Raw genomic sequence first — 12,849 nt, forward strand, 5'->3', positions numbered from 1 at the left:
AACGTCTAGTTAACACGAGCTCAGATTACCGTAACAAAGGACACAAAATTGGTAACTGGTTATTGGGAATTTGTTAGTTGTAATTCAATGACTGTAACTTAATGACTATTACTCATTACCTAAACTTTAAGATTACCTATATTAGTATATAGCAATAAACAAAAAAAAGTTAATTTTCACAGTTTTAGGATTTTTTGTTGTTTTTTTACATAAAACGACTATTTTGCTCTAGTTTTTGTTTGAAACAAACTTCTTTTACAAAATTTTTATATTGTTATCATTGAATCTTCATATTGGTTACATAAAAAGAGCTAATAACGTAAGCTATCAGCTATCAGCGTGTCGCGTATCAGCTATTCGCCTACGGCCAACAGCTGACAGTACCTCAAGTAGCGTGAGCTTTTAGCTGACGGCACCTCAAGCAGCGTGCCCGTAGCGAATATGCTTACCTAATTACTATAGGGATTTGTGTAGGAATTGTGAGAATTTTTGTTCCGAAGTTCCCTACTCCCTGTTGCCTGTTGCCTGTTGCCTGTTGCCTGTTGCCTGTTGCCTGTTCCGAGATCCGCTGTTCCCTGTTGCCTGTTCCCTCTGCTATATAAAGCTATAGCAGTTCTCAATGGGGTGATGGGAGGATCGTAAATGATACCACAAGTCAGTGTAATTATTCCCGCCTATAATTGCGATCGCTATATTACCGAAGCAGTGGAAAGTGTGCTGAATCAAGAAGCCTGTTCCTATGAGGTAGTGGTAATTGATGATGGTTCAACAGACCAGACGCGATCACTGTTGCCACCCTATCGTGATCGCATTCGTTACATTTATCAAGAAAACCAAGGAGTCTCCCTTGCCCGCAACCATGGCATTAAACTAGCCTTGGGTGAATTTGTCGCATTCCTCGATGCCGATGACTTTTTTCTGCCAGGTAAGTTAGCTGCCCAGTTAGCATTGTTTGAAGCACAACCCCATCTGGGAATTGTCCATAGTGGTTGGTACCGTGTCGATTGCCAGGGTCAGCGACTGATGACGGTGCGTCCATGGGAGAAAGTACCAGAATTAAACTTAGAAAGTTGGCTATTGTGGAAGCCAGTCCTGCCTAGTGCGATGATGTTCCGTCGCCATTGGCTAGAGTCCGTTGGCGGGTTTGACCCCAGGTTTCCACCCGCTGAAGATACAGAAATCGTGCTACGGTTAGCCCTCAAGGGTTGTCCTGCCGCTTGGTTGCGTCAGGTAACAGTAGGCTATCGGCAACATCACCAAAGTGCCATGCACAAGGGACTGCCTCAAGCTTGCTCCCTGTCAGCAGCCATTGACAACTTCTTTAAACAGGCTGATTTACCACCAGGAATCCGTCTATTAGAAAATCAGGTGCGCTATGGAACCCTAGTCTGGATTGCTTGGTATTTATATAATACAGGACATCCCAGGGAAATGATCAAGTATTTACAACAGGCTTGGGGCTATAGTCCTTATTTACCCATGGAGACAGTGGTAAATTGGGCAGAGAATTTTGCCGAGTTTTCCAAGAATTGGGGCGGGGAGTTTGATGCTGATGGGTTGGGGAAGTCACCAGAGTGGCAGCAGTTGATGCAATGGGTGATGGCTCAGGGGAGAGAGACGATGTTGGTAGGTGGGTCTAGCTTTTACTAACTGAAACTACTGCATCAGTTGGTAATCAAGACCAGTAATAATATTTTCTGCGGGGATACCAGCGGCAATAAGAGCCGAGGCCAACCCTTCCTCAAAGTTATCCTCTTCAATAACAACTTGGCCATTAACCAAGCGAGCGTGAAACAAAATCGAGTTAATCCAGCGTTGCTTATCCCAGCCAGTAGCCAGAACTAGGAAGTGACCGGTCTCGGTATCGCAAACAGGATAAAGCCGAATCGCTTGTATACTCGGTTGGGCGCGAGTTTCCTCTTGCAGGATTTGTTTGAGAATATCTGAATAGTTTAGTGAGTGATCCATTGAACAATAGCCTCTTGCTCGGGTTCATAAACTAATAAGTTAATTTTATTCCTCTCGACGGCTAGCTGAAAAATTGTTGTTTGGAAATGCCGAAGATAACTTGTTTTACTGATAGCTAAAAACAATAGATCCCCCCTAACCCCCCTTAAAAAAGGGGGGAAACTGTCGTTCTGGATCTTGTCCCTCCAAAGCCCATTGGTAAAGCTGAAGCTGTCCCATTGTTTTTTCCAGTTCATTAATAACTGAAAAAGTAAGCATTCAGCCATCAGCAGTCAGCAGTCAGCTAATCAACGGGAGGTAGTAAACAAGCATCGGAGGTGCTGGTAGGGCTGGTTGAAAATCCCTGCTCGTTTTACTGTAAGCATTCAGGCTACCGCTATCAGCCGTCAGCTTATTTTATTCAAAAGCTGTTCCCTTAGTCTGGCCTACGGCCAATGGCACCTCAAGTAGCGCTAATCGCTGACCGCTGATAGCTGATAGCTGATAGCTGAATGCTTACATCTCATCTTCCCATCTCTCCATTTCACAATTATGCCATTTTGCCATCATCTGTAGGTGGAATCACTGAAATGCTTATGGTGATTACTTTCAAGGGTCAACCGTAAACAAAAGTTATACATACACATACAGAAGTTAAACATGAACGCAAACCTGTTGGTAAACAGATAATTGCTACGCTGATTTCAAAGAAAAAAAACCTAAACTATTATTTATGGTTTATAAATCTATTTATCAACTACCAGGTGATCGCATTTTTAAAAATAAAAATAAACCCAAACAACTCTTAGTGATTAACCTTACTTCAAGCTTAGTATTGAGTCTTTCTTTTTTTAGCATTAAATATTCCCTATTTGGATTATTACCATCATCCTTATTTATAAAAGATATAACTCAGACAACAACACCTAATTACAATAATGAATTTATTGTTAAAAATAAAATTTTTGCCGCCCACCCAACCAGTATTCCTTGGATTAATGACTCCTACAACTGTGAAGCAACGGGAAGAGCTTGGGAACAGGGAGAGTGTTGGGACTATGAACATAATCACAACTGGTGATAGCGGGATTAATCCTTAAAAGACTATAGGTAAGCATATGCGCTACGCGCACGCTGCGCGAACAGCCGTCAGCCGTGAGCTTTTAGCTCACGCTACGCGAACAGCCGTCAGCCGTCAGCTAAATGCTTACATTCCCGACTCCCGATTCCCGACTCCCGATTCCCGATTCCCGACTCCCGACTCCCGATTCCCGACTCCCGATTCCCGATTCCCTACTCCCTACTCCCTACTCCCTACTCCCTTAAAAACGCTATATCTTGATCATGATAGTTTCCCCATTTCTCTATTATTTCCTGGGCAAGATGACTAGGAAATGAATGGTAACCGGGTTCCAATTCCTTCGATAAAATTAAGTCAATGGCTATGTTATGGGCATAGAAGACTGGGTCGAGAGTCTGAACTGGAGTAGGTTCCGCTAAGGAAAAATTGATCGGAGCTTTTTTGAAAAGCACTTCTGCATCTGAGAAGTTATCACCAAATTCATCTTCTGCGCCGATGTTGGCAAGATACTTACCACTAAAATCTTCCTTGTCTAAATCATACTCCTTAGAAAGTACTCCATTAACTCCCGTACAGGTTACAACACAAAAAGCCTCCTTTAGTGCTGCCCTAATGCCATCCAGGTCCTCAGCCTGTAACCCTTTGATTCCTCTAGCCCTAAGCTGTTCCAAAATCTTAGGATTTTTCTCGACGACCACCAGCTCCTTGGTTAAGCCTAATAATTCATTAACGAGTCCTTTCCCAACTTTTCCACAACCAAAGATTATCAAGTTTTTATCCACTAATGCCTCGTTAGTTAACTGGTGAAAGGCTTTGACAAATGCCTTACTAGTGCCATAGAACGTTTCTATATTTTTTAGGGAACTGTCATCCACAGAAATCAAGGGATAGGAAATATCTAACGATTGATAGATCTCGTTATCGAGTTTAGTTAGCTCTACCACTCCTTCGCGAGGGTTGAGTAGTGTGGGTAACTCTCCATAAAGATCTAAACAAATATCATAGTTATCCTCAAAATTCCCTTCAAGATTAACCTCAACATTAGCACTGAGTAAAATTTCCACCGCTTCTGGGTTAGGCTTGATAAAATTAGGGCAAGACACGGTAAGCTCAGCACCAGCCAACAGCAACGGTTCAACTTTAAATACAGTTTCTATGGTCAAGTGGATATGATGTAATAGTCTTAATCCTTGATAAGGCTGATGCGATCGCATCTGTTGTCTCAGCTCAGCCATAAATGGCATAGCTTCAGACCGGGGATGTTTTTGCCGTGCTTGTTCAAAGACCTGAAAATTAATCATTTATGATACACCCGATTAACGGTAGCGAAGTTGTTGACCCTTGATGACTAAACCCATTCTCATCGCGTTTCCAATTGGAGTGAATCGTTTTTGTTTCGTCATAGTTTGGGGATGATGACGCACAGTAGATAAACTCACGCTAAGCAGAGTCACAACAATTAGTGTAGCGCTTAAATTACGAGTAAAGGTTAAGTCAAACATTATCTGCGGATTTCCAACTGTCTCTACTTTCACAGTAGAAATCTCTTTTGATTAGTTCCCCCAGTAATATGCAACTAACTGAATTGACTCTCTGGTGGAATGGTGAATCCCACCAATTCAGTGGGTTTAGCAGTGTGGTTGACCTAGACAATCTGCCCACTGGCACCATGGCAGAAAAATTGGCGTTGCTTAATAATGGAATGATTTTAAGAGTGAGGTGGAATAGGCATCTTGCCTGTTCCTGATTTGGGGCAGGCAGAATGCCCACTCTACTCGGATTCATTATTTGATTGAGCAACGCCGAAAAATTCAATATCCTTCTTGAGGATCCCACATTCAGGACTTGAGGGTAAGTCCTATAGGGATCCCTGTAGGAATTGTGAGAATTTTTGTTCCCTGTTCCCTATTCCCTGTTCCCTATTCCCTGTTCCCTATTCCCTGTTCCCTATTCCCTTTCCTATCACATTTTTGAAGATTCGGTGAATGTATCCCGTAAGTCTTGGTCTGATTGTTAGGCTATAGCAGTATTGTGAGTAATTTTGGGAAAGTCTTATGCCCATAATTGATCTCAGTGATACCTTGCAAAATGACAAGGATTGGACTCCCTGGTGGGCACGTAATTCGGTAACTTACCACAATCATAAATTTGGACGATTAGCCATCTGGATGCTGTTTAGGATAACACCGAAATACCTGCGGGGAGGACTTGGTTGGGCGAATGACGTGATTAAGCTTTCGACCCACGGCACAACTCATATGGATGCGCCATGGCACTATGCACCAACTTGCGGGGGGAAGCCTGCCAAGACCATTGACCAGATCCCGTTGGACTGGTGTTACCGTGATGGCGTGGTTTTAGATATGCGCCACAAAAACCATGGTGAGGCGATTACTGTCGAGGATGTGAAATTGGCTCTCGACAAGATTAACTATAAACTCAAGCCGTTCGATATCGTGCTAATCCACACTGGTAACGATCGGCGGTTAGGAACACCGGATTATTTTACCCATGGGTGTGGTGTCAGTGCTGACGCCACACACTGGCTGATTGATCAGGGTATCAAAGTCATGGGAATTGACTCTTGGGGTTGGGATGTACCTCTACCAGTTCAAGCTCAGCAGGCTAAAGCTAGTGGGCGGAACGATATTTTCTGGGCGGCTCATTTTGTTGGGATTGATAAGGAATATTGCCAACTGGAACGGCTGACGAATCTTGATCAACTACCATCCCATGGCTTCAAAGTTGCAGCTTTCCCCCTTAAGGTCAAAAATGGCTCTGCTGGACCGGCTCGGGTAGTCGGCATTATCGAAGATTGATTCGATCCAAAAGACTTCCGCAGATCTTTTGGTATTGGTATAGCGCTGCTCATATTAATAGACTTCGCGGCAGTTGTCAGGAGATAGGAGACAGGAGACAGAAAACAGTAACAATAATTGACGAAAACAGTATCAAAAAAATACTTTTGCAAGAGGTCTAATCAAGTACATTCAATTTTCGCAACCCCTGTCTTGATACAAAGCGCGAGTGGTTTGGGTTCTGTGTGGGTCACCGCTCAAGCACCTTATAAGCCCCTTGGAAACCATGCCAGTTGCTCATCTGACTCCCCATCTCCCCATCTCCCCATCTCCCCATCTCCCCACACCTCCCACACCTCCCACACTTCCCTCTCTTTCCCTACTCCCTACTCCCTACTCCCTACCCAGGGGTGTCAATCAACCATATCTCCGATTTGGAGCCATCTTATCTAGGGATTTCACTTTAGTAGCTCTTGGCTTATCCAATTGACCCTGAGACTTACAGGACAAAGCACTGTGGGGTAGAACTCGTAAGATTTCGGTTAGGGTGGTTACCCCTTTGGTTACCTTTTCAATCGCCGCCTTCCGGAAGGAATAAAAACTGATTTTATCCAGGTAACGGTGCAACTGAGTCATGGTTCCCTCATAAATCAACTGCCGCACCATATCATCTACATCCAGTAACTCCACAATGGCTTCCCGTCCTAAATAGCCGGAATTGTAGCACTTGGCGCAACCCTTTCCTTTGCGCCAACCTTTGAGATTAGCTTCCTCTGGCCTCAAACTCAGCTTCCGCAAATCTTCAGAAGTCGGGGTGTAAGGTTCTTGACAGTGGGGACATACTTTGCGCACCAAACGCTGTGCCACTATTCCCAATAGGGCATCACTGATTAAACCCGGTTCCGGACCAATATCTTTAATACGAGGAATAGCACTAACTGCATCATTGGTGTGGAGAGTCGTCAGTACTAAGTGACCGGTCAAAGCCGCTCGAATCCCTGTTTCAGCGGTTTCAGCATCCCGAATTTCCCCCACCATAATGATGTCCGGGTCTTGGCGTAAAATTGCCCTCATCCCTGCCGCAAAGGTCATCCCCGCTGCCTCATTCACTTGGGTCTGGGTAATCCGGGGTAAGACATACTCCACTGGGTCTTCCACCGTTACTACATTCACATGTTCTGTGGCTAACCCTTGCAGGGAATTATATAGCGTACTAGTTTTACCAGAACCAGTCGGACCGGTGATAATAACCATTCCTTGGGGTTGCTGCAACCAACCTTTATAGATTTTAAGCTCTTCGTCAGAAAAGCCTAACTCTTCCAAGCCAGAAAAGGGGTTCTCTCTTGGTAATAAGCGAATCACTGCTTTCTCTCCCCCCACACAAGGGAGGGTACTCACCCGCAGATCTAACCCAAGTTCTGCCTCCTCCCCAGTAGCATAGTTTTCCCCAATTCGACCATCTTGAGGACGGCGGCTTTCAGCAATGTCCATATCAGACATGACTTTGAGAGCAACCACCACTGCTCGTCCCAAGTCTGACGGTAAGGTAGTTATATCCCTAAGAATCCCATCAATCCGATAGCGGACTCTTAAGCCATCAGTCATCGGTTCCAGGTGAATATCACTGGCGCGGTTACGCAAAGCTCCAGAGATAATGGTTTTAATCCGCTCAATCTGGTCAGCCGCTTGGGACAGATACAATTCTGTGGTTTCGGTAATGTCTTCTTGTTCCACCTCACCAGTCAGGGGATTGACAAAGGCTACCGAACTGATAGATTTGGCATCATTGTTTTCCCTGTGGTACCATCGCTTGTAGCTTTTCGGTGCAATGGGAATAATTTTGATTTCGGTGAAAGTGCGATCGCTTAATTTTTTGAGCTGCTCTGGGGATAACTGGACTGGGCTACCCAGGTAATAACAGTTGCGCCACAGTACCAGCGGAATCACCGGAGGTAAATCTTGGCGATTGGGGAATGGCTTAAAGAACCGGTAGCTGACTTCCCCATCTAGCAGGTTAAGGTTTAGTTCTCCTTGTGGGTTAACCAACAGTTTAAGGGCTGTTGCACAGTTAATTTCACCCTTTCTCAACTTCCTCCAAGCCGATGAACTTTTAACGCAACTTTGCATGATTTACCCCCCACTATATTCAACTAAATTAAACAGTTTTTGTTGATGAATTTCCAGTTTTACTTATCCCTTACACCTGGGTGCTTATTGACTATAGCAGTTTTTGATTAATTGGTATTACCCTTGGTTGAGATTGGAGTGATAGATCAAGGTAATACTAGAAATCTTTATCTAATCTTTATATATAACGTTACCTTTTTCCTTTCACAAAACCTAGGCTTAGCTAAATAGAGTTACCTAGTTTTTTACAATGATTATATAGCGTTTCTAAACATTGACAAACAAGTACATTGACAAACAAGTAACGACAGTCTGGCGAGACGCAGGATCCACCAAACTAATGGTTATTGAGGGTGTTAGCACCGAACTTGTAGAGCTGATATTCCTGAGTAACTCCCACGATGAATTGGGTTTGCTGAACCATCTTCACAGAGGAAGAGGTCGCCATTGGCAGCGACGGTAAACACACAGTGTTGTCCAAGGTTGTTGGATAGCGCGCTAAATAGTCTAGGAGTAAATCATGAAAGTAAGTCCAACAAAAAGTTAATCTTAAGTTAATAATTGGTTAATAAATTACTATAATATCAATTTTTTTTGAAAGTCTACTGTCAGCTCTTAAACTAATCATGAATTTGTTCACAATTAAACTAATATTAACCTCTTTATCTAAAGATAGATTAATAGAGTTTTAAAAGACTAGCGCTTGATTCAAGACGCTCTACCAGGTTGAAACAAGGAGAATTTTACGATGGCTGATATCTTCCATAAGTCAGGGATTTTGGCAGCCGCTAGTGTGGCTTTGGGTCTAGCTGTAATGCCAACCCAACCTGTCTCTGCAGCAACTATCAAGTATGATTTTACCGTAGATGTAGAGACAGGGAATTTGGCTGGCAACTCTTATCAGGGGTATTTTACCTATGATGACACCTTCCAATTTGACAGCGGATTCGAAAGATTTAACTCTCGGAACGATGACCTATCGGTAGTCTTCGACTTCAATGGTGTCACCTACACTGAGGAAGATGATTTCTTATTTCCTGAGGGTCCCTACGTTGATTTTCAGGATGGAGAGCTTCTGGGATTGAATTTTGTTCCCAGTTTGTTCACTTTCGATTTTCCCTTTGAAATCCGTGACGAAGACAATGACCGCATAGGAGGCGACTTCTTTACCTATGGTGATTTCTTCATCGGTTCTGGAGACGGTAGTGTCACTTACGCTAAAGTGGGTAAAGTGCCCGAGCCAGCTACTATTTTAGGGTTAAGTGTCCTCGGTGCTAGCTTGCTGCTGGGTAAAAAGAAGGGATCCTCTCAAAACGCTTAGAAGAGTTTTGGGAGTTGAAAGTTGAAAGTTAAAAGTTGAAAGTTGAAAGTTGACGGTTGAGTGTTAGAGGATATCTGAAAAGTTTTTTGATACTGAATTTTGCCCCCCTAGCCCCCCAATTCTGGGGGGAACAAGAATCAATTTGTTGGTAAAAGTCCCCCAAAATTGGGGGATTTAGGGGGCTTTAATGTAGCAAATGAGACTTCTCAGACAACCTCTTAAAGGTTGAGTATTGACAGTTGACCGTTAACACTCAACCCTTAATAGCTAGGATAATGGCAAATTTCTAGTCATCTTCGTCATCACAATTTTTTCCATTGCCCCAATCATGCGATCGCGTAGCGTCGCATCTAATTTACTAGCGCTATTGTTATGGGTTTGTGCGTTCGCGTAGCGTCGGCGAAGCCGAATCGCTTTTCTTTTGATAGCGCTATCCTTAGGTAATTTACCCCCAGAAATCCCTAGTCATATTGTTGATTTTGCCATTAATATTACCCCTGAACTCACCAAAGGGCAGTTTGCCGAAGATAAAATCTGCTGTTTAAAAGCATTGATTAAGCAAACTAGCGAAATTATCAGCAACTTCAATCCGGCAACGGCAGTCGTAACCACAACGGTAAATGGTCACTTACCTCATGTTCAAACCGTCGAAAAAATGCCTTCTTCTCGGATAGTGATAACTCACTAACCCCTCGGTTGTACAACGCATCACTAAACAATTCAACAAAATTCAAAACACCATAATCCGGTCCTCGTGGGTTTTCCCCCATAGAGGAATTTTCCTTATAAGTAGGAAGACGTTGATCCCAATTAAACAAACCAATTTGGTCAAAGGTTTCCGTAAATCTAGCATTAGTGCGCAAGACTTGGTTTGTCTTTGGATGGGGATCTAAGAACGGAAAATTAACATTTGCTTCCCCTCTCACCTTAGCATTAAACATCTTGATATGCTTTTCAATCCGGTCACGGTCTGTAGTAGGATTATCAAAATCTAAATTCAGATCTCCTAATAAGAGAAAATTGGGATAATACGCTCAATCATGTTCGATAAACCGTCCTAATATCCATGCCATCAGTGCATCAAATTCCTGACGGCGATCTGAGATATAGTTACCAAAATACAGATGAGCATTAACCGCCATAAACTCATAGGGGTTAGTACCAGGATGACCAACAATTCTAAAGCTGACACAGAACGGTTGGCGAGCAAAGGTTAGAAACACTGGCATCTTAACATTCGGCTTCTGAGGGCGTTTTCCTAACTGATTTGAGTTCCACTGATCCAGTTCTTTTAGATAGTCCACATAGGGTAAGATAGCCTGATTGATCTGATCATAGTTACGAGCCAAGGTTTCTAACACCTTAGTACGGTCAAAAGAAATATCTGAGACCACTTCACCCCGCTGAACCATCGACCAATTATATATAAATCCCAGTCTTTCCCCTAATCCTAGTTCATTAGGAAACACCCCAGTTCGATCAGACACAATCGTACCAAACTCTGACCCCATCCGCCCCTTCAACTCCTGGAAACCACTCAGGTCATCCATGATTTCTTGGATAGCCAGCAAATCAAAGTGCTTACACACATGAGCCAAAAAATCCCAGGTTTGAGGACTGCGGTTAGTTACCCTCCCCAGTTTTCTGATATTAAATGACCCCAACACCACCGAGCCATATTCCCGTTTAGGCAATCCATACTTAGTGGGATCGTCAGCCAAAGTTTCTCGGATTTTTCCCCATTCTTCTGGAGTAAATTCAGACATAATATTATTTGAAATGTAAACATAGGATTGATCAAAAAAGGGAATCGGGAATCGGGAATCGGGAATCGGGAATCGGGAATTGGGAATCGGGAATTGGGAATCGGGAATCGGGAATCGGGAATTGGGAATCGGGAATCGGGAATCGGGAATCGGGAAGAGTTACCCAAAATACCTATATACTTGATTAACTCTTGCTAGCATGCCTATTGCCTATTGCCTATTGCCTATTGCCTATTGCCTATTGCCTATTGCCTATTGCCTTATTCCCTATTGCCTTGTCTTTAACGATTCAGAATTGTCAAACCATTATTATCATGGGAATCTTCAAAAATTGCTCCCCTTTGTTTCAAGTCAAGCTTCATCTCTTCAGAAATTCCTAAATTATTTACCAACCGGGCTTTCTCTAATTTAGCATCACTCAGATTCACCTTACTCAAGTTAGTCTCCCCCAGGAGAGCACATCTGAGGTTAGCAGCACTCAGTACTGTATAATCCATCGAGGCATAACTTAAGTTGCTGTAACTCAAATTAGCATGATTAAAAATGGCATAATTCAAAGTAGCACAACTTAAGGTAGCACCAAATAGATTCGCTTCGCTGAGGTTAGCACCAAACAGATTAGCATAACTCAGATTAGCATTACTCAAGATAGCATGGCTGAGGTTGGCATTACTCACGATAGCATAGCTAAAGTTAGCATTGCTGACCAGAGTACCCCTGAGATTAGTAATGCTGAGAATAGCACGACTGAGGATAGCCTCGCTGAGATTAGCATCACTAAGATTAGCATCACTAAGATTAGCTTCATTCAGGTCAGTCCCAAACAAGTTAGCTCCCAATAAATTAGCACCAAATAAATTAGCACCGTTGAGTTTAGCAAGACTAAGGTTAGCACCACTCAAATTGACACGACTGAGGTTAACACTACTCAAATTAGAACCGCTGAGATCACCACCTGCACAATCGGATGTTGTATTAAGACCAGCAATTCTCCCTATCTCCAAAAAGTCCTTAGTTTTCTCCTCTATAGAGCGATCGATTAACGGTTGCGCTTCTGGCCGAATTTCTTGATTAGACATAGGTTTACTTGACCAAAATTAGTATATGATCACCAAAATTTTACTCTATACAGCTTTGAGGGCAATGAGCTCATCCCTGATACAGTCAGTCGCCCATTGACCCTCCTTTCATTGTCTTGATGCAGTCGCTAAGGATGTTACAATCAAAAAGCTGCTGGGAATAGTAGGTAAAAACAGACATTATTTAAGATGCTTACCCATTGGAAACAATCCCTAGCCAAGAGTGCTGGACTATTGGCTGTTTTGACTCTTGTACAGGGTTTCTGCGTGAGTCAATCAGCTTCTGCGCAATGCGTTCCGAGTAATTTTCCCTCGAACTGGTTACAACGACAGGAGTACCTCGGTGGTCACACCATTGATCGCCATGTTGGTAAAAGTGATCAAGAACTAGTAGACCGATTAATTAATGCTCCCAGAATCAGCGCAGCTAGCACCTATCCCGATTTGGGAACTGCTGCCACTAATATTAAAGCTGCTTTGAGAGCCAACCGGAATAGATTAAATAGTTGGGTTCTTGATGCTGCTATAGGTGAGAAGCGAGCTGTTAACTATAGGGCTAGGGAAGTAGTTGGTCGTGTGGCTAGCCGTCCTGCTTCTCTGAGCAATATTTCTAATAGTAGGAAGTTGCGTGTGGTTATGGAAAAAACAGCAAAAGGAGATTGCTTACTTCTTACGTCATATCCCGCTAGATAACTGCTCAGGGGATTGTAGATTTTATAGTGTAGATTTT

The 12,849-nt window shown here is 43.2% G+C and carries 16 protein-coding genes; 9 read left to right on the forward strand and 7 right to left on the reverse strand.

Going from position 1 to position 12,849, the window contains the following annotated elements:
* Positions 1–479 precede the first annotated feature (479 nt).
* A complete protein-coding gene (locus F6K46_RS04360) occupies positions 480–602 on the forward strand; it encodes a hypothetical protein (protein WP_293057206.1) in 123 nt (40 codons plus the stop codon).
* Positions 603–642: 40 nt separating this feature from the next.
* A complete protein-coding gene (locus F6K46_RS04365; protein WP_293057212.1) occupies positions 643–1,650 on the forward strand; it encodes a glycosyltransferase in 1,008 nt (335 codons plus the stop codon).
* Positions 1,651–1,656: 6 nt separating this feature from the next.
* Here F6K46_RS04365 and F6K46_RS04370 read toward each other — a convergent pair whose 3' ends face one another.
* On the reverse strand, positions 1,657–1,968 hold the full coding sequence (locus tag F6K46_RS04370) for an element excision factor XisI family protein (RefSeq protein WP_075904884.1): 312 nt from the start codon (positions 1,966–1,968) through the stop codon (positions 1,657–1,659).
* Positions 1,953–2,234, reverse strand: coding sequence for an element excision factor XisH family protein (locus F6K46_RS04375; protein ID WP_330359480.1), 282 nt, complete (start codon positions 2,232–2,234; stop codon positions 1,953–1,955). Before F6K46_RS04375 ends, F6K46_RS04370 begins: the two co-directional genes overlap by 16 nt.
* Positions 2,235–2,680: 446 nt before the next feature.
* Here F6K46_RS04375 and F6K46_RS04380 point away from each other — a divergent pair, with 446 nt between their 5' ends.
* Entirely contained in the window at positions 2,681–3,028 is a 348-nt protein-coding gene (locus F6K46_RS04380) for a hypothetical protein (protein WP_081431401.1), read from the forward strand.
* A 37-nt stretch (positions 3,029–3,065) separates the two neighbouring features.
* Positions 3,066–3,338, forward strand: a complete 273-nt coding sequence (locus F6K46_RS04385; RefSeq protein WP_293057218.1) for a hypothetical protein — start codon at positions 3,066–3,068, stop codon at positions 3,336–3,338.
* On the opposite strand, the gene F6K46_RS04390 is transcribed toward F6K46_RS04385, so the two are convergent.
* Positions 3,262–4,329, reverse strand: a complete 1,068-nt coding sequence (locus F6K46_RS04390) for an adenosylhomocysteinase (protein ID WP_293057221.1) — start codon at positions 4,327–4,329, stop codon at positions 3,262–3,264. The genes F6K46_RS04385 and F6K46_RS04390 overlap by 77 nt on opposite strands.
* 269 nt (positions 4,330–4,598) lie before the next feature.
* Here F6K46_RS04390 and F6K46_RS04395 point away from each other — a divergent pair, with 269 nt between their 5' ends.
* Together F6K46_RS04395 and F6K46_RS04400 are read left to right on the forward strand one after the other, a co-directional pair.
* Positions 4,599–4,775, forward strand: a complete 177-nt coding sequence (locus F6K46_RS04395) for a hypothetical protein (protein ID WP_158069849.1) — start codon at positions 4,599–4,601, stop codon at positions 4,773–4,775.
* A 307-nt stretch (positions 4,776–5,082) separates the two neighbouring features.
* Positions 5,083–5,847 carry a cyclase family protein gene (locus F6K46_RS04400; RefSeq protein ID WP_293057225.1) on the forward strand — a complete coding sequence of 255 codons (765 nt, stop codon included), beginning with the start codon at positions 5,083–5,085 and terminating at the stop codon, positions 5,845–5,847.
* 396 nt (positions 5,848–6,243) lie between these two features.
* Here the strand turns inward: F6K46_RS04400 and F6K46_RS04405 are convergent, their stop codons facing one another.
* The gene (locus F6K46_RS04405; protein ID WP_293057228.1) at positions 6,244–7,953 is read right to left on the reverse strand and encodes a GspE/PulE family protein; all 1,710 of its coding nucleotides are present in this window, start codon (positions 7,951–7,953) and stop codon (positions 6,244–6,246) included.
* A gap of 274 nt (positions 7,954–8,227) precedes the next feature.
* Here F6K46_RS04405 and F6K46_RS04410 point away from each other — a divergent pair, with 274 nt between their 5' ends.
* Positions 8,228–8,416, forward strand: coding sequence for a hypothetical protein (locus F6K46_RS04410; RefSeq protein WP_293057231.1), 189 nt, complete (start codon positions 8,228–8,230; stop codon positions 8,414–8,416).
* 285 nt (positions 8,417–8,701) lie between these two features.
* Positions 8,702–9,274 carry a PEP-CTERM sorting domain-containing protein gene (locus F6K46_RS04415; protein ID WP_293057234.1) on the forward strand — a complete coding sequence of 191 codons (573 nt, stop codon included), beginning with the start codon at positions 8,702–8,704 and terminating at the stop codon, positions 9,272–9,274.
* Between the two features lie 584 nt (positions 9,275–9,858).
* Here the strand turns inward: F6K46_RS04415 and F6K46_RS04420 are convergent.
* The 3 genes from F6K46_RS04420 to F6K46_RS04430 form a co-directional block, all read right to left on the reverse strand.
* Complete coding sequence (locus tag F6K46_RS04420; RefSeq protein ID WP_293057237.1) at positions 9,859–10,215, reverse strand: hypothetical protein; 357 nt, start codon at positions 10,213–10,215, stop codon at positions 9,859–9,861.
* 93 nt (positions 10,216–10,308) lie between these two features.
* A complete protein-coding gene (locus tag F6K46_RS04425; protein ID WP_293057240.1) occupies positions 10,309–11,040 on the reverse strand; it encodes a hypothetical protein in 732 nt (243 codons plus the stop codon).
* 281 nt (positions 11,041–11,321) lie between these two features.
* A complete protein-coding gene (locus tag F6K46_RS04430) occupies positions 11,322–12,119 on the reverse strand; it encodes a pentapeptide repeat-containing protein (protein WP_293057243.1) in 798 nt (265 codons plus the stop codon).
* A gap of 189 nt (positions 12,120–12,308) precedes the next feature.
* On the opposite strand from F6K46_RS04430, the gene F6K46_RS04435 reads away from it, so the two are divergent.
* A complete protein-coding gene (locus F6K46_RS04435; protein ID WP_293057246.1) occupies positions 12,309–12,812 on the forward strand; it encodes an RNase A-like domain-containing protein in 504 nt (167 codons plus the stop codon).
* Positions 12,813–12,849 lie beyond the last annotated feature (37 nt).

Source organism: Moorena sp. SIO3E8, from assembly GCF_010692445.1.
Classification (GTDB): domain Bacteria; phylum Cyanobacteriota; class Cyanobacteriia; order Cyanobacteriales; family Coleofasciculaceae; genus Moorena; species Moorena bouillonii.